Source organism: Vibrio sp. 1978 (assembly GCF_033344345.1).
This window is the reverse complement of sequence record NZ_JAWPOP010000029.1, coordinates 39,499-54,077: the sequence shown is the minus strand read 5'-3', so window position 1 is coordinate 54,077 and position 14,579 is coordinate 39,499. Positions and strand designations below refer to the sequence as shown.

The 14,579-nt window shown below is 45.6% G+C and carries 12 protein-coding genes and 1 riboswitch; of the genes, 4 read left to right on the top strand and 8 right to left on the bottom strand.

Translation table 11 applies throughout. The features are described from left to right. Window positions 1-513 precede the first annotated feature (513 nt). Window positions 514-969 carry an RNA-binding protein gene (locus R8N49_RS21055; RefSeq protein WP_017636066.1) on the top strand — a complete coding sequence of 152 codons (456 nt, stop codon included), beginning with the start codon at window positions 514-516 and terminating at the stop codon, window positions 967-969. On the opposite strand, the gene murI is transcribed toward R8N49_RS21055, so the two are convergent. The 3 genes from murI to btuB are packed head-to-tail and all read right to left on the bottom strand — an operon-like array spanning window position 932 to window position 4,354. Continuing rightward, window positions 932-1,735: a glutamate racemase gene (gene murI, locus R8N49_RS21050; protein WP_132937310.1), complete on the bottom strand. Its 804-nt coding sequence runs from the start codon at window positions 1,733-1,735 to the stop codon at window positions 932-934. The two genes, R8N49_RS21055 and murI, sit on opposite strands and share 38 nt — an antisense overlap. A 31-nt stretch (window positions 1,736-1,766) precedes the next feature. Further along, entirely contained in the window at window positions 1,767-2,459 is a 693-nt protein-coding gene (locus R8N49_RS21045; protein ID WP_132937311.1) for an adenine nucleotide alpha hydrolase, read from the bottom strand. A gap of 59 nt (window positions 2,460-2,518) precedes the next feature. After that, complete coding sequence (btuB, locus tag R8N49_RS21040; RefSeq protein WP_025768175.1) at window positions 2,519-4,354, bottom strand: TonB-dependent vitamin B12 receptor; 1,836 nt, start codon at window positions 4,352-4,354, stop codon at window positions 2,519-2,521. 55 nt (window positions 4,355-4,409) lie between these two features. Further along, a riboswitch (cobalamin riboswitch) is annotated at window positions 4,410-4,610 on the bottom strand. Window positions 4,611-4,794: 184 nt separating this feature from the next. Here btuB and trmA point away from each other — a divergent pair. Beyond that, window positions 4,795-5,904: a tRNA (uridine(54)-C5)-methyltransferase TrmA gene (trmA, locus tag R8N49_RS21035; protein ID WP_186584598.1), complete on the top strand. Its 1,110-nt coding sequence runs from the start codon at window positions 4,795-4,797 to the stop codon at window positions 5,902-5,904. A 65-nt stretch (window positions 5,905-5,969) separates the two neighbouring features. Here trmA and R8N49_RS21030 read toward each other — a convergent pair whose 3' ends face one another. Both R8N49_RS21030 and fabR read right to left on the bottom strand, forming a co-directional pair. Further along, entirely contained in the window at window positions 5,970-6,335 is a 366-nt protein-coding gene (locus tag R8N49_RS21030; protein WP_186584597.1) for a YijD family membrane protein, read from the bottom strand. Next, window positions 6,335-6,976, bottom strand: coding sequence for an HTH-type transcriptional repressor FabR (fabR, locus tag R8N49_RS21025; RefSeq protein ID WP_005378632.1), 642 nt, complete (start codon window positions 6,974-6,976; stop codon window positions 6,335-6,337). Before fabR ends, R8N49_RS21030 begins: the two co-directional genes overlap by 1 nt. 263 nt (window positions 6,977-7,239) lie before the next feature. Here fabR and sthA point away from each other — a divergent pair, with 263 nt between their 5' ends. Continuing rightward, window positions 7,240-8,670: a Si-specific NAD(P)(+) transhydrogenase gene (gene sthA, locus R8N49_RS21020; RefSeq protein WP_186584596.1), complete on the top strand. Its 1,431-nt coding sequence runs from the start codon at window positions 7,240-7,242 to the stop codon at window positions 8,668-8,670. 57 nt (window positions 8,671-8,727) lie between these two features. Here the strand turns inward: sthA and dinF are convergent, their stop codons facing one another. The 3 genes from dinF to lexA all read right to left on the bottom strand — a co-directional run bounded on the left by dinF (window position 8,728) and on the right by lexA (window position 11,732). Then, entirely contained in the window at window positions 8,728-10,077 is a 1,350-nt protein-coding gene (gene dinF / locus R8N49_RS21015) for an MATE family efflux transporter DinF (protein ID WP_186584595.1), read from the bottom strand. A gap of 55 nt (window positions 10,078-10,132) precedes the next feature. Next, complete coding sequence (locus R8N49_RS21010; protein WP_025768172.1) at window positions 10,133-10,927, bottom strand: class I SAM-dependent methyltransferase; 795 nt, start codon at window positions 10,925-10,927, stop codon at window positions 10,133-10,135. Between the two features lie 184 nt (window positions 10,928-11,111). Continuing rightward, window positions 11,112-11,732, bottom strand: a complete 621-nt coding sequence (gene lexA / locus R8N49_RS21005; protein WP_005378682.1) for a transcriptional repressor LexA — start codon at window positions 11,730-11,732, stop codon at window positions 11,112-11,114. A gap of 368 nt (window positions 11,733-12,100) precedes the next feature. On the opposite strand from lexA, the gene plsB reads away from it, so the two are divergent. Then, complete coding sequence (plsB, locus tag R8N49_RS21000; protein WP_104979835.1) at window positions 12,101-14,527, top strand: glycerol-3-phosphate 1-O-acyltransferase PlsB; 2,427 nt, start codon at window positions 12,101-12,103, stop codon at window positions 14,525-14,527. Window positions 14,528-14,579: the final 52 nt, after the last annotated feature.

Here is a 14,579-nt window from a genome sequence, read left to right as displayed (position 1 = left end):
GTAATGCTTGAATTGACTGTGCTGAATCCGAAGATTCAATGGTCACTTCGTTTCATTGAAACCTAATTTGATACCGAAGTATCGAATTGGATTATCATCAACGAGTGCCCACACAGATTGATAGGTTCTTATTTTTAAAGAGCTTTTCTAACATTTTCAGCAACTTAGTTGCTCGTCGTTAGGGGTGCGTATCTTACTTCACACCGTGAGAGAGTCAAGCATTTTTTTCAAATTCTTTTTTCTCTCTTCCCGACTCGCTGTGTGACTTTCGTCTCACTCCGTGTCGGTGGATGCGCAGTATAGGGAGTTGAGAAATTAGTACAAGCGTTTTTTGCAAACAAAAAACCAATCGGTCACAAATTAGCCAAAAGTGCGATATTTGCATATTTCTTCGTCACATTTGAGACATATCACAGCAATTGGTTGGAAAAACACCAACCATATACGTAAGATTCATGTGTCTATTCTGTTAATGGACAATCGATCTCTTTATCACTATGTGTAGTAATTAAAATGACGTCTAAAAAAAATCTGATTTTATGTGTTGGGCTGGCCATCGTTGGGGGAATCATCTTCTCTCAATTCATCATCCCACCAGCCTTGAGCTTCCTCATTGGTGTTATCGCTACTGCTTTTCTTTTTTCATTTTCTAGCAAAACACCTGTTCTTCAATCTTCGGATCCTGATCCTTCAACTAAAACGCTGTATGTCGGCAACCTTCCTTATAAGGCCAATGAGAGTCATGTTCGCGATTTGTTTGCTGAATATGGACAGGTCTATGCAGTACGCTTAATGAAAGATAAGCGCACTGGAAAAAGAAGAGGGTTTGGTTTTGTAGTGATGGCTGCGGCAGATGCCAAGCCAGCTATCGCTAAACTTAATGAAAAGGAATATATGGAGAGAACGCTAAAAGTGAGAATTGCGAACGATCCTAAACATCCGGATGGCGGTAAACCTGAACAGGATTAAAACCTAGCTTCTTTAAACAAATGTTCAGTGCATCTTCCTGCCAAGGAGTTGCACTGGCATAAATCGACTTACTTCCCTCTTCTGTATCCTCAATTTCATCACTTAATAGCAATGCTTTTACTCGACGTGCAATCGCTGCGCCTGAATCAATTAAAGTAACGTCCCCACCCAAAGCTTGATGAATCTCCTCTTTGATTAAAGGGAAGTGAGTACAACCGAGCACCGCAACATCGACTTTATCGCGAAGGGGAAGCAGGATATTTGTCAGTTCGTCGAGAGAAACGCTGTTGCCTCGCAACTTCTCTTCGGCCATATCTACCAAGCGAGTTGATCCCACCAGCTCAACTGGTTTGCCTTGCGCAAAGTCCCGTATTAACTCGTGAGTATATTGGCGTGTTACTGTCGCCGGAGTGGCGATCAGCCCTACCCCTTTTGATGCTAAAAGCGATGCGGGTTTAATCGCAGGGACAACACCAACAACGGGAATCGATAAATTTTCGCGTAAGGAAGGAAGCACTATGGTGCTCGCCGTGTTGCAAGCAATGACGACAATGTCGACTTGGTGTTCTTCGACTAAAGAAGATACCAGTTGGTTAACTCGTGAAACGAGTACAGCCTGATCGAGTTCACCATAAGGGTAAGCCTGATTATCGAATAAGTATAAGTAGTCTATCTGGGGCAATAGGCGATGTATCTCTTGGAATACAGAAAGACCACCAACACCAGAGTCAAAAACTAGGACTTTTTTCTTACTTGCTACTCGCACGAGTCTTACCTAAAGAACAGAAACGTTGCGATCATACTGCGTAGATTTGTTTTGGCAATGCTTTAGCATGGTATCTTTGATGGCTGAATCTATCTCCAGATTCTACATTTCGCTTCGTCAACTCGATATGTCCTTGAAAAGATGGCGAAGACGTGACCAATGTGTGAAATTCACCATTTTCCCCACAGGGATCAATTTGACTTGGTAATGACTCTATTAGGGCTTTGTCATACCAGCGACCACACCATTCTGGAGGGAGAACTCTTCCGTCGATGGTGATTAACATCGTTTGAATACCACGCTCTATGATTTCCATCGCTAGTTTCTCGCTGCTCTCCCCTAATAGAGGAAAGACGCATTCCCAGCCAACAGGTTCAATATAGCTGCGTCGGTAATCGGCAATGCCATTACAAAACATATCACCAAATGCGACAGCTTCTATGTTCAGACCACTACTTTGTAATCCATTAACGATGGTCGATTGATAAATGTCGTTACTTGGAAAGATTTCATGTAGCTCGATAGTAATGAGCGGAAGCGCAAGTAAGTCTGCTTGCATTTGTACGACTTCAAGCGGAGTTGCTTGGAAAGGGACTTCTTTCCCTACGTAAGTCGTGTACAAACCGACAACTTGATAATTTGGATTCTCGTTAAGGCGCTCAAGCGTTAATGTCGAATCTTTACCACTGGACCAGCTGATCACAACTCGCTTGGGTTTCTTCATTCGATTTTCCACCACAAAATATTAAAAACCGCCCGAAGGCGGTTTGTGCTCATTCACGATTAGAATTCGTAGCCAACGTTGAGATAGTACGCTCGCTCTGCAGCAGGGTAACCTTTTGCCATCTCATACTCTTCATCAAGTAGATTATCGATACGAGCGCTAATAGAGGTCGACTCATTCGGATAGTAAGTCACCGCCGTATCAACCAACGAGTAAGAAGAAAGCGTAATATCTTGTGAAGGCCAAGTGCTGTAATCCACATCTGGACGCTTACCGACGTACTGATAGCTAACCGACCAATCCACTTTATCGAAGCTCACTAAAGCATTCCACTTATACATTTCTTTAGCGCGGCGCTGCAACTGATGCCCTTTATCGTCTTCAGCATCTTTGTAATCTGCACTCAACTGGTGCTGCACAATCCCTGTATCAAACTCAGCAACAAGCTCCACACCTTGGATATGTGTTTCACCATCGACATTCAAATATTTGTATGTGGTTGGATGGTAATCGATAAGATTCGTGATTATATAGTCATAACCCGTTACGGACCAAAAAACGCCTTGGACATCACCGCTGAATGCTAGCTCCCAAGCATCTGACTCTTCCGGTTTCAGATCTTTCTCACCGTATGTTGGGTCATACTGTTGATATAGGTTTGGAGCCTTAAACGCAGTACCAAAAGAGGCTTTAACCCCAAACTCTGGTACAAACTGGTAACCAGCCGCTAAACTGTAAGTGAACTCACTACCGTATTCTTCGTTATCATCAAGGCGAGCACTGCCCTCGAGCATTGCTTTATCAATACTAGTGGTTGCCATACCAAACAGAGCGCCATTGGTCCGATCAAACGTTTTATTCGCACTCTTGTCTTTATAAGACTCGTTGCGCCAATCAATACCACCAGCAAACGTCGTATTGTTGTTTAGCAAGTAACTGTTGGTCCACTGGACATTTTGCTGCTCAAGTTCATCTTCAGTACCTGAGTGTTTGCCTTTTGCTTGCTCATAGTTCCAAGACTTCTGTTTCTGTGCCGTTACTTGTAGTTCTGACATCACATTATCAGACTGATACTTACCGCCCAGAGTGACAGAAAGATCATCTTTTTCTGCTTCGTAGTAACCGCGACTGCCGTAGCTGCTGTCATATTGATAAACATTTTCGTAAGCACGTAGGTTACCAAATGCAGACCACTGGTCATTGAAGTTATGCACGTAACCTAGCAGACCATTCTTTGTATCAAAGCCATGGCGATCACCGTCATTAACTCCCGGTACAGGACGAACGTTATAACCATCATCACTTTCACTACCAAGCGCGATATTTAGCTGGCCGCTCTCTGTGACTTTAATACCAGATGCCACACTCAATTCTTGATAATCTAAACTACCTAAACCCGCACTTAACTTCGTTCCTTCTTCGTCAGCACGCGCAATGGTGATGATATTGATCACGCCACCAATCGCTTCTGAGCCATAAAGTGACGCACGCGCACCACGCACGTACTCAATACGTTGAACGTAAGTAAGTGGGATTTGGTTAAAGTCCACAGCGCCCTTCGCTGCTCGCGCAAAACGTACGCCATCAACCAGTACTAAAACTTGGTCGGAACTGGTTCCACGAACAAATAAAGACGCTAACTGACCACGACCACCATTTTGTGAAACTTGAATCCCCGTAAGGCGACGCAATACATCTGGTAGGGTTTTCGCTTGAATGCGATCGATGTCTTGTCGAGTAACTACTTCGACATCTGCCAACGTACGGCTTTCGGCTTGCTCAAAACGGTTTGCAGTAACAACGATGGTTTCGTCAGTGGAGGTTTCTTGGGCCTGTAGATAAGAGACAGGTGAAAGCAGCGATGCCAAAGTTATCGCCAGTGCGGATTTTCTCATTGTATTGTCCTAAATCGCGTAATTCCTTCCGAGCCCTGTCATCATGACAGTCCAGTGCTGTGGCTCAGTTGTTGGCAGGTATTCGGACTCAAGAGCACGGGTGTACCGCCTACTTGCTCGACTTCCCACATAAACTAATGCAGTGTCTGATGAGCGTTCGTTCTCTTTTACCGCTGCGCGTCAGTTCTGGATTCACACCAGATTCCCATTTCAGCCATCTAGATTGCTAGATAGCACCAACTTGAGGCAAATATTATTCAGCTATTGATTATTTGTCCAGCCAATATTGCCCTTAGAAGTTGTAACGTTTTGATTGATTTTGCTTTCTACTCTGCCTGTACGCACTATCTTTAAATCAATTCCAGTACAAAACTGGACATCCTATTGAGATTGAATAAAATCTGCGCTCTTAAATTGAATGCACCATAAAAGGTAAGATCATGGCTACTCTTGATGTAAACCCACAACGCTACCAAGAACAACTGGCTGAAAAAGTCGAACGTCTCACGGATATGTTCGCGCCATACAACATGCCAGAACTGGAAGTGTTTGAATCACCAGAGCAGCACTACCGCATGCGTGCTGAGTTCCGTGTTTGGCATGAAGGCGAAGATCTTTACTACATCATGTTCAACCAAGAAACTCGTGAGAAGTACCGTGTTGACCAATTCCCTGCAGCAAGCCGTCTGATCAACGACCTGATGCCGCTATTGGTTGAAGCGATGAAAGACAACGACTCACTACGTCGTAAACTGTTCCAAGTGGATTTCCTATCGACGCTAAGTGGTGAGATTCTGGTTTCACTCCTTTACCATCGCCAACTTGATGAAGAGTGGATTGAAAACACGAAAGCCCTTAAACAGCGTTTGAATGATGAAGGCTTTAACCTAAACATCATTGGTCGCGCTCGTAAGATGAAGATTGTCCTAGACCGAGACTACGTTATCGAGAAGCTCGATGTAAATGGTCAAAGCTACATCTACCAACAAGTAGAGAACAGCTTCACTCAGCCGAACGGCAAAGTCGCAGAGAAGATGCTGGAATGGGCGGTCGACTGTACCCAAGAAAGCACTGGCGACCTACTAGAGCTTTACTGTGGTAACGGTAACTTCTCGCTGGCGTTGGCACAGAATTTCGACCGCGTACTGGCAACTGAGCTAGCGAAGCCATCTGTGGTATCTGCACAGTACAACATCGCCGCCAATAAGATTGATAACGTACAAATCTTACGCCTATCAGCCGAGGAATTTACTCAAGCGATCGAAGGTAAGCGTGAATTCCGTCGTCTACAAGATGCAGGTGTAGATCTGAAGAGCTACAACTGCAACACGATTTTTGTCGACCCACCACGTGCTGGGATGGATGTCGATACTTGTAAGATGGTGCAAGGTTACGAGCGCATCATGTACATCTCTTGTAACCCTGAGACTCTAAAAGAGAACTTGGACATTCTATGCGAAACACACAACGTGACGCGTTTTGCTCTGTTTGACCAATTCCCTTATACCCACCACATGGAAGCTGGCGTGCTATTGGAACGTAAAGCTTAGTCCACCAGCTTCAGACAAAAAAAGCGAGCTCAATGGCTCGCTTTTTTTAATTTGATTCGTTTTACTTATTCCGCAGAAGTCTTCTTGCTGACAAAACCTAGCTTCTTACCAATCCATGCGAGTAAGATCATTGAAACCATGATCGCAAAGAAGTTTGAGCCTGCTTCTGGGTATTGCGCTTTAATAAACGCAGAGTGACCAAACGCACCTACGAAGAAACACGCCAAGCCAACTAATGGGATATCTTCTGATACCGGATTATTTAGGTACTCTTGGTAAAGAGCTTGTACAGCCAGTACGAGTGCAATCAATGGGAAGATTGAAAAAGACACTTCACTCATGGTCAACCATGACAACAAAGCATCACCACACATACCTGCAACCAGTGCCAAAATCAGCGTTTTCTTTTCAGATTGATTTCCATTCGACATTATTCTATCCCGCCTTTTAATCGGTTACGTTCACGTTCTTTGCGATACCAATAGGCCCCTTTGGCTATCATTCGCAATTGCATGATCAATCGCTCGGCGAGTTCATCGCGCTCACGTCGATCTAAATCTAAAGCTTCAGCTCCCGAACTGAAAACCAAAGTCACAGACGCTTCTGCTTGAGTATACGCCTCTTCTCTGGTCACGCCGGTGCTCATTAAATACTCGGTTAATTCTGCCGCAAAATGCTGGATTTCTCGAGCAACAGCGGTACGAAATTCAGCAGAAGTGCCGGAGCGCTCACGCAACAACAAACGAAAAACGTTCGGACTACTTTCAATGAATTCCATAAAGGTTTCGACCGAGGTACGAATTACGCTACCTTCTTTCACAATACGTTGACGCGCCTGACGCATCAGTTGACGTAGTAGCAAACCGCCTTCATCGACCATAGTTAAGCCTAGCTCATCCATATCTTTGAAGTGACGGTAAAAAGAAGTCGGTGCAATCCCTGCCTCTCGGGCGACTTCTCGCAAGCTAAGGCTGGAAAAGCTGCGATCCGCACTTAACTGACTAAATGCCGCATCGATCAATGATCGACGTGTCTTCTCTTTTTGCTGTGCGCGGATTCCCATCGATTTCATTCTTAACTTGCTCTTTTTCTGTAGGGTACAAGAGCCTCAATATAACGCAATTTGCTCCTACGGAGAAAGATATGTTGCTTCGCTCGCTCTGAGCGCCGAGAACGTTACTATTGGCATGCATCTAATTGCAATGTTCTCGATGCAATTTATAGACATACAACATACCAAATCACCCTTTTGGTCGATTCTGCGTGATCACTTCCACTCTCTAACAGGCATTACGTGTACCAATAGAGTAAATGAGTTAAAATCGCGCTAAAGCAATGTTAAGCAAATATAACAAGGAAGGCATCATGGCGCATGTTAATCACTATGACGTGATCGTAATCGGTAGTGGCCCTGGCGGAGAAGGGGCTGCAATGGGATTAACCAAAGCGGGACTGAATGTTGCCATTGTCGAGAAAGAAAGCAGTGTCGGCGGCGGTTGTACTCACTGGGGAACTATTCCATCTAAAGCACTGCGTCATGCCGTTAGCCGCATCATCGAATTTAATAGCAACCCGCTATTTTGTCGAAACAACACCAGCGTTCATGCAACATTTTCTGACATTTTAGGTCATGCTAAATCGGTCATTGATAAGCAAACTCGACTTCGTCAGGGCTTTTATGACCGTAACTCATGCACACTTTTGTTCGGAACCGCGCGATTTATCGATAACTACTCAATTGCAGTGATGCAAAGCGACGGTACAGAAGAAATCTATTCTGCGGATAAGTTTGTCATCGCGACGGGTTCTCGCCCGTATCAGCCTAACGACGTAGATTTCTTGCATGAGCGCATCTACGACAGTGATTCCATTCTGAGCCTGAAACACGACCCTCGCCATATCATCATTTACGGTGCGGGCGTTATCGGTTGTGAATACGCTTCTATCTTCCGCGGCCTTGGAGTGAAAACCGACCTTATCAATACCCGCGACCGCTTGTTGGAGTTTTTGGATAACGAAGTGTCAGATGCGCTGTCTTACCACTTCTGGAACAGCGGTGTGGTAATTCGTAATGATGAGACCTATGAAAAAATCGAAGGCACAGAAGATGGCGTGATTATTCACCTACAATCTGGCAAGAAGATGAAGGCAGACTGCTTGTTGTATGCGAATGGTCGAACAGGTAACACCGATAAGTTGAATTTGGGTGCAGTGGGTCTGGAAGCGGACTCTCGCGGACAACTAAAAGTAAACCGTAACTACCAAACCGATATCGAACACATTTACGCTGTAGGCGATGTCATCGGTTACCCTAGCCTTGCAAGCGCCGCTTATGACCAAGGGCGATTTGTCGCACAAGCCATTACGAAAGGTCAGGCAGAAAACTATCTGATTGATGATATTCCAACGGGTATCTACACCATCCCAGAGATTAGCTCTGTGGGTAAAACCGAGCAAGAGCTAACAGCTGCGAAAGTACCGTATGAAGTAGGACGCTCTTCGTTCAAGCATCTAGCTCGTGCACAGATCGCAGGAAAAGACATCGGTAGCTTGAAGATATTGTTCCATCGTGAAACCAAAGAAATTTTAGGGATTCACTGTTTTGGCGAACGTGCCGCGGAAATTATCCACATCGGTCAAGCCATTATGGAACAAAAAGGCTCAGCGAATAACATCGAGTATTTCGTCAATACCACCTTCAACTATCCAACAATGGCCGAAGCGTATCGTGTCGCTGCGTTGAATGGTTTGAACCGCTTGTTCTAATCTATGCTTCTTGATAGCAGACAGAAAAACAGCAGGCTTGGACCTGCTGTTTTTATATCAACATTGTGCTAGGAAGGTATCCTTGTGCCATTGGTAGAGAAAGATAACCCCTAAACCAATACCCCGCATCAACATAAAGCTCGTCATTGCAAACCACAGCGCGTGATTTTCCCACTCGGCGAACAAGTAAAAGACAACGAAGAAACTGCTGGTCGCGACAAACATACTATTGCGCATGTCTTTGCCTTTGGTTGCACCGACAAAAATGCCATCCAATAGAAAGCACCACATCGACGCAAGTGGCATCACCACCAGCCAAGGTAGATACACCGCTGCTTGCTGTTGTACCGCCTCAATTGAAGTGATCATGGCGATCAACTGCGATCCCGCCAAACCAAAGAGCGCGGTCAGTCCTAAACAAATAACCAAACTCCAAAAGAAAGTGCCGACAAGCGATTCACTCAATTGTTGCCTATCTTTGGCACCAATCGCCTTCCCGACCATGGCCTCCATTGCGTAAGCAAAGCCATCCATGCCATACGAGATAATCATCAGGAAGCTCATCAGAACCGCATTTGCAGCGACAACCTCATCACCAAAGCTCGCACCTTGGAACGTCATAAAGCTAAAAGCCGCTTGCAGACACAAAGAGCGCAAGAAAATATCGCGATTCAATTTCACGAAGCGCCCTAAACCGTGTTGAGTGCTGGTTAGCAACTTTTGAGGTGATGGTAATTGCCTCTCTCGCCAGGTTTTCCAGACACACATGAGACCAAAACCCATGCCTGAGTAGTCAGCAATCACCGATGCCAGCGCAGCGCCTTCTACTTTCCACCCCAAACCAATCACAAACAACAAATCGAGGGCAATATTAGTCACGTTGGTGATGATCACCATCCACATTGGTGCTTTGGAATTTTGCGTCCCGAGCAGCCACCCCAACAACACAAAGTTCATTAGCGCAGCGGGGGCACTCCACACACGGATAGAGAAATATTGCATGCCGTAGTGTTTTACCTCTGCGCTGGCGTCACTCCAGCCAAAGATCAAATCAGCAATCGGGTTATGGGCAATAAGGAAGACTAACGCAAACAGCAGTGCCATGAGTGAGCCTTGCATAAACACCAAGGCAAGTTGCTTTCGGTCTTCACCGCCATAGGACTGCGCCGCCAACCCTGTAGTCGACATACGCAAAAAACCAAGCAGCCAAAACGTCACGCTGATCATGGTGCTGCCCAACGCAACACCGCCCAAATACCAAGCGTGGTCTAGATGACCAATCACCGCAGCATCGACCAAACCGAGCAATGGAACAGTAATATTCGACAGCACCATAGGTATCGCTAAAGCTAAGACTTGGCGATGAACTTTTGGGTTAGATAAAGGAGAGAAGATTGAATTTGTCACAGGCACCTCATCAGTAAGATCGACGAGTGTACCTGAGCGCTTAACGACTAGCCAATTACCACTTGATGTGAACGAGGACTGGCGTGAGGCGATGCTTCAACATTGGAATCTTATTAAGCCAACGCTGCCAAGCTTTCCAACGAGAACAGAATCTATCGAATGGCGAGAAAGCTTTCGCCCATTGTGCCCATGGTAACCATTGCAATATCTGTGCTGCAGGCGCTTCAAAGCCATGAGCATAACGATCAGAGCCAAGCTTTTTCCCCCACTTGGTTTCCGTTAAATCTCCTGCCAGCACCATACACAGTTCAGCAGAAACAAAATGTCGACCCAAGGTTTGAATAAATTTCGCGACTTGACGCTCTGTGCAATCGAGCAGTGCCATTTCACATAAAATGAGTACCGGTGCTTGCTCTGGAATGGCTAACGTCTCTAGCCACGACATTTCATCCACACTGCCACAGCGATGTTCATAACGTTCATTTTTGTGGAACAAACGCTGACGCCATACCAAATTTTCCGTCACATCCAGCTCTATCCAATGGCAGCGTCCATTATCCAAACGATAAAAGCGGGTATCCAACCCCGCTCCAACATTGATTATCCAAGCATCGGGATACTGCTGTAAGAAGTGACTAACCTGCTGGTCACAAAGCTGAGTCAGCGTCACGTGCAGCAATTGCTTCTGCGCAATATCACCACTCAAACAGTCCGGCGCCATCTTACAGCTCAAACACGCTTTAGCAGCTATCGGATCGTACACCAAGCCATTGTCGACCATGCTTTCACGGCTACGCAATAACAGTGGCTTTAATAAATGGTTAGGAACTTGATGTTTAGACTGAGACATGGGCATTTCCTGCGCCAGAGAGAAAACATAGACATTAATAAAGATGATAATGAATATCAATTACATTATCAAGCTTATAAATTGGTCAAAACAAACAAGGTCAAGATGATGAGCAAGCTTTTGGAGGAAGTAGAAAAAGAGAAAAGACAAAACAGCCCAGATGAACTGGGCTGCTTAAATGCACTTACATCCAATCGGTATTACGAATAATACCAACGGCTAAGCCTTCTATCGTAAGGTGCTGAGACGTTAAGTCCACTTGAATTGGGGCAAACTCTTCATTCTCAGCATGCAGTAATATGGTTGAACCTTTGCGCTCCAAACGCTTCACAGTCACATCATCATCAACACGCGCAACGACAACTTGACCGTCTCTCACGTCTTGGGTTTTATGCACCGCGAGCAGATCGCCATCCATAATCCCGATGTCTTTCATACTCTCGCCATTTACACGAAGTAAGAAATCCGCTTGCGGTTTGAACATCGCAGGATCGACTTGGTAGTGCGCCTCTACGTGCTCTTGAGCCAAGATTGGCTCACCCGCTGCGACTTGACCAATCAAAGGCAAACCCTGCTCATCATTGGCTGCGTCTTCAAGCAGGATACGAATCCCACGAGAAGCGCCTGGAATAATTTCAATTGCTTGCTTACGAGCAAGCGCTTTTAGGTGTTCCTCTGCGGCATTCGCAGAGCGGAAGCCAAGCTCACGCGCAATCTCTGCACGAGTTGGTGGCATTCCGGTGTCGTCGATTTTACTTTTAATCAAATCGAAGACTTGTTGTTGGCGTGGCGTTAACGGCTTCATGTCTCACCTGTCTTTTTATACAGTTAACTGTGAGTATATCCAGTAAATGCTCAAATGAAAACCCAATTGGTTGTTTTTTAATTTATTTGTGGGGAGCTTTCAGCTTACCGATTAAGTTCATTCTTTATTCGTTTAAAACACCGACTTTTCAGTTAATCAAGTCAAAGCAATAACTTAGGGGTTCGACTAATTTACAGCCAATAAAATTAAAAGGTTTGACCAGTTTCTGGTATCCTTGCAGCGCTTAAATTTTATCGCCTAGGCTTATTTCTATTGCCCTACTCATCTCTTTTTATAGAGAAGACATGCAAAGCGGAAACTGAAATAAGGTTAGGCCTGTTTGAATACCTATTGAGGCTGTGAACTTTATGTCTTCTGGACAATCATTTTCACGTTCATTACTAAAACTACCTTTATCGGTACTGGTAAAGGGCACCACAATCCCGTCGAACCCGATTGAAGATCTGAACATCGACCTAACTAAACCGATTGTATATGCCCTGCCGTTCCGCTCGAACGTGGATTTGCTGACACTGCAAAAACAAGCCATGAGCCTTGGTCTACCCGACCCGCTCAGCCCGCTGGAAATCAATGGCAAAACGCTGAACCGTTTCGTCTTTATCGCTGCGCGTCCAACTGTGATGAACAACGATAATGATGTCCCAACCGATTCTGTTTCTCTGTTCACTGACTTACTGGAACTGCACAAGCTGGATAGTGAGTTGGATGTTCAAATGATCCCTGCAACCGTGCTTTGGGGTCGTAAGCCAGGTAAAGAAGAGAACCAAAAACCTTACCTTCAACCGATGAATGGTCCGCAAAAAGCCAAAGCAGTAATAGCGGCGGGACGCGACTGCTTAGTTCGCTTTAGTCCCGTGGTATCTCTGCGTTATATGGCAGACTCTCACGGTACCGACAGCGCAATTGCGCACAAACTGGCTCGCGTGGCGCGTATCCACTTCTCACGCCAGAAACTGGCTGCTTCAGGCCCAAACTTGCCACAACGCCAAGTGTTGTTTGCTCGTTTACTAAAATCTCCAGCTATTGAACTGGCGATTGCTGACGAAGCCAAGAGCAAAAACATCTCGATTGATAAGGCACGTAAAGAAGCCCACGACATCATGGATGAAATCGCCGCCGACTTCTCCTACAGTCTGGTGAAAAACGGCGACCGCATCCTGAGTTGGTTATGGACAAAACTATACCAAGGTTTGCACATCAATAACGCCTCGACTGTGCGTCGTTTAGCGCAAGACGGCCACGAAATTGTGTACGTTCCGTGTCACCGTAGTCACATGGACTACCTGCTGTTGTCTTATGTTTTATACCATGAAGGCATGGTGCCTCCGCACATTGCGGCAGGCATTAACTTGAACTTCTTCCCGGCCGGTCCTCTTTTCCGTCGCGGTGGGGCGTTCTTTATTCGTCGTAGTTTTAAAGGCAACAAACTGTACTCAACCATTTTCCGTGAGTATCTAGCTGAGCTGTTTGCCAAAGGCTATTCAGTCGAGTACTTCAGTGAAGGTGGTCGTTCACGTACAGGTCGCTTACTGCAAGCGAAAACGGGTATGCTGGCTATGACCATCCAAGCAATGCTACGTGGTCTAAACCGCCCAGTAACACTAGTACCGGTCTACATCGGTTACGAGCACGTAATGGAAGTAGGCACTTACGCGAAAGAGCTGCGTGGCAAACGCAAAGAGAAAGAAAACGCAGGGCTTGTACTGCGTACTCTGCGTAAACTGCGTAACTTTGGTTTGGGCTATGTGAACTTCGGTGAGCCAATTCAGCTCAACCAATACTTGAACGAGCATGCTCCTGAGTGGACGAAAGACATCGACAGCATGGGTGGTAACAAACCACAATGGATGAATCCTGTGGTCAACGACCTTGCTAATAAGATGATGACGCACATCAATGATGCGGCGGCAGCAAACGCGTTGACCTTGTGTGCAACCGCACTGCTTGCTTCTCGTCAACGTGCACTTTCTCGTGACTCGCTGATCAATCAGATCGAGTGTTACTTAAAGCTACTCAAAAATAATCCGTACTCAAGCACCTCCACTATCCCTACCGAAAGTGCTGAGGAGTTGGTCGATCATGCAATTTCGCTTGATAAGTTCGTGATTGAAACCGATAGCATGGGTGACATCATTTCGCTGGACCGTAGCCAATCGATCCTGATGACTTACTATCGCAACAACATCATTCACTTGTTCGCTCTGCCGTCATTAATTGCCCAAATGCTCATTCGTCAGCGCAACCTTTCGGTAGCCAAGATTCAAGCGAATGTCGCGCAAATCTACCCATTCTTGAAGAAAGAGCTGTTCTTAAGTTACCAGGAAGACGAGTTAGATGAATTGGTCGTTAAAACGCTGCATGAATTTGCCGATCAGAAAATGATTAGTCTTGATGGTGATAAGCTAGAGATCAATCAATCGAACAACCAGCCTTTGGTTCTGCTAGGTCGTACGATAACTGAAACGCTGCAACGCTACTCTATCGCGATGAACTTGCTTGTTGCTTACCCTGAGCTGGGTAAATCGGACCTAGAGCAGAAGAGCCAAGATATTGCTCAGCGCCTAGGGCGTTTGCACGGTATTAATGCGCCAGAATTCTTCGATAAAGGTGTGTTTACCGCGATGTTCAATACGCTCAAACAGCAAAAATACCTCGATAACGATGGTAACTGTGACACGAAGAAAACGCAGCAATTTGCACGGCTACTGTTCACTCTGCTTTATCCAGAAGTGAAACTGACGATCGAAGAGAGTATTCACCAACTTCGGTCGTAACCGTTTTACCTTCGTCCAATAAGAAAAAAGGCATCCAATCGGATGCCTTTTT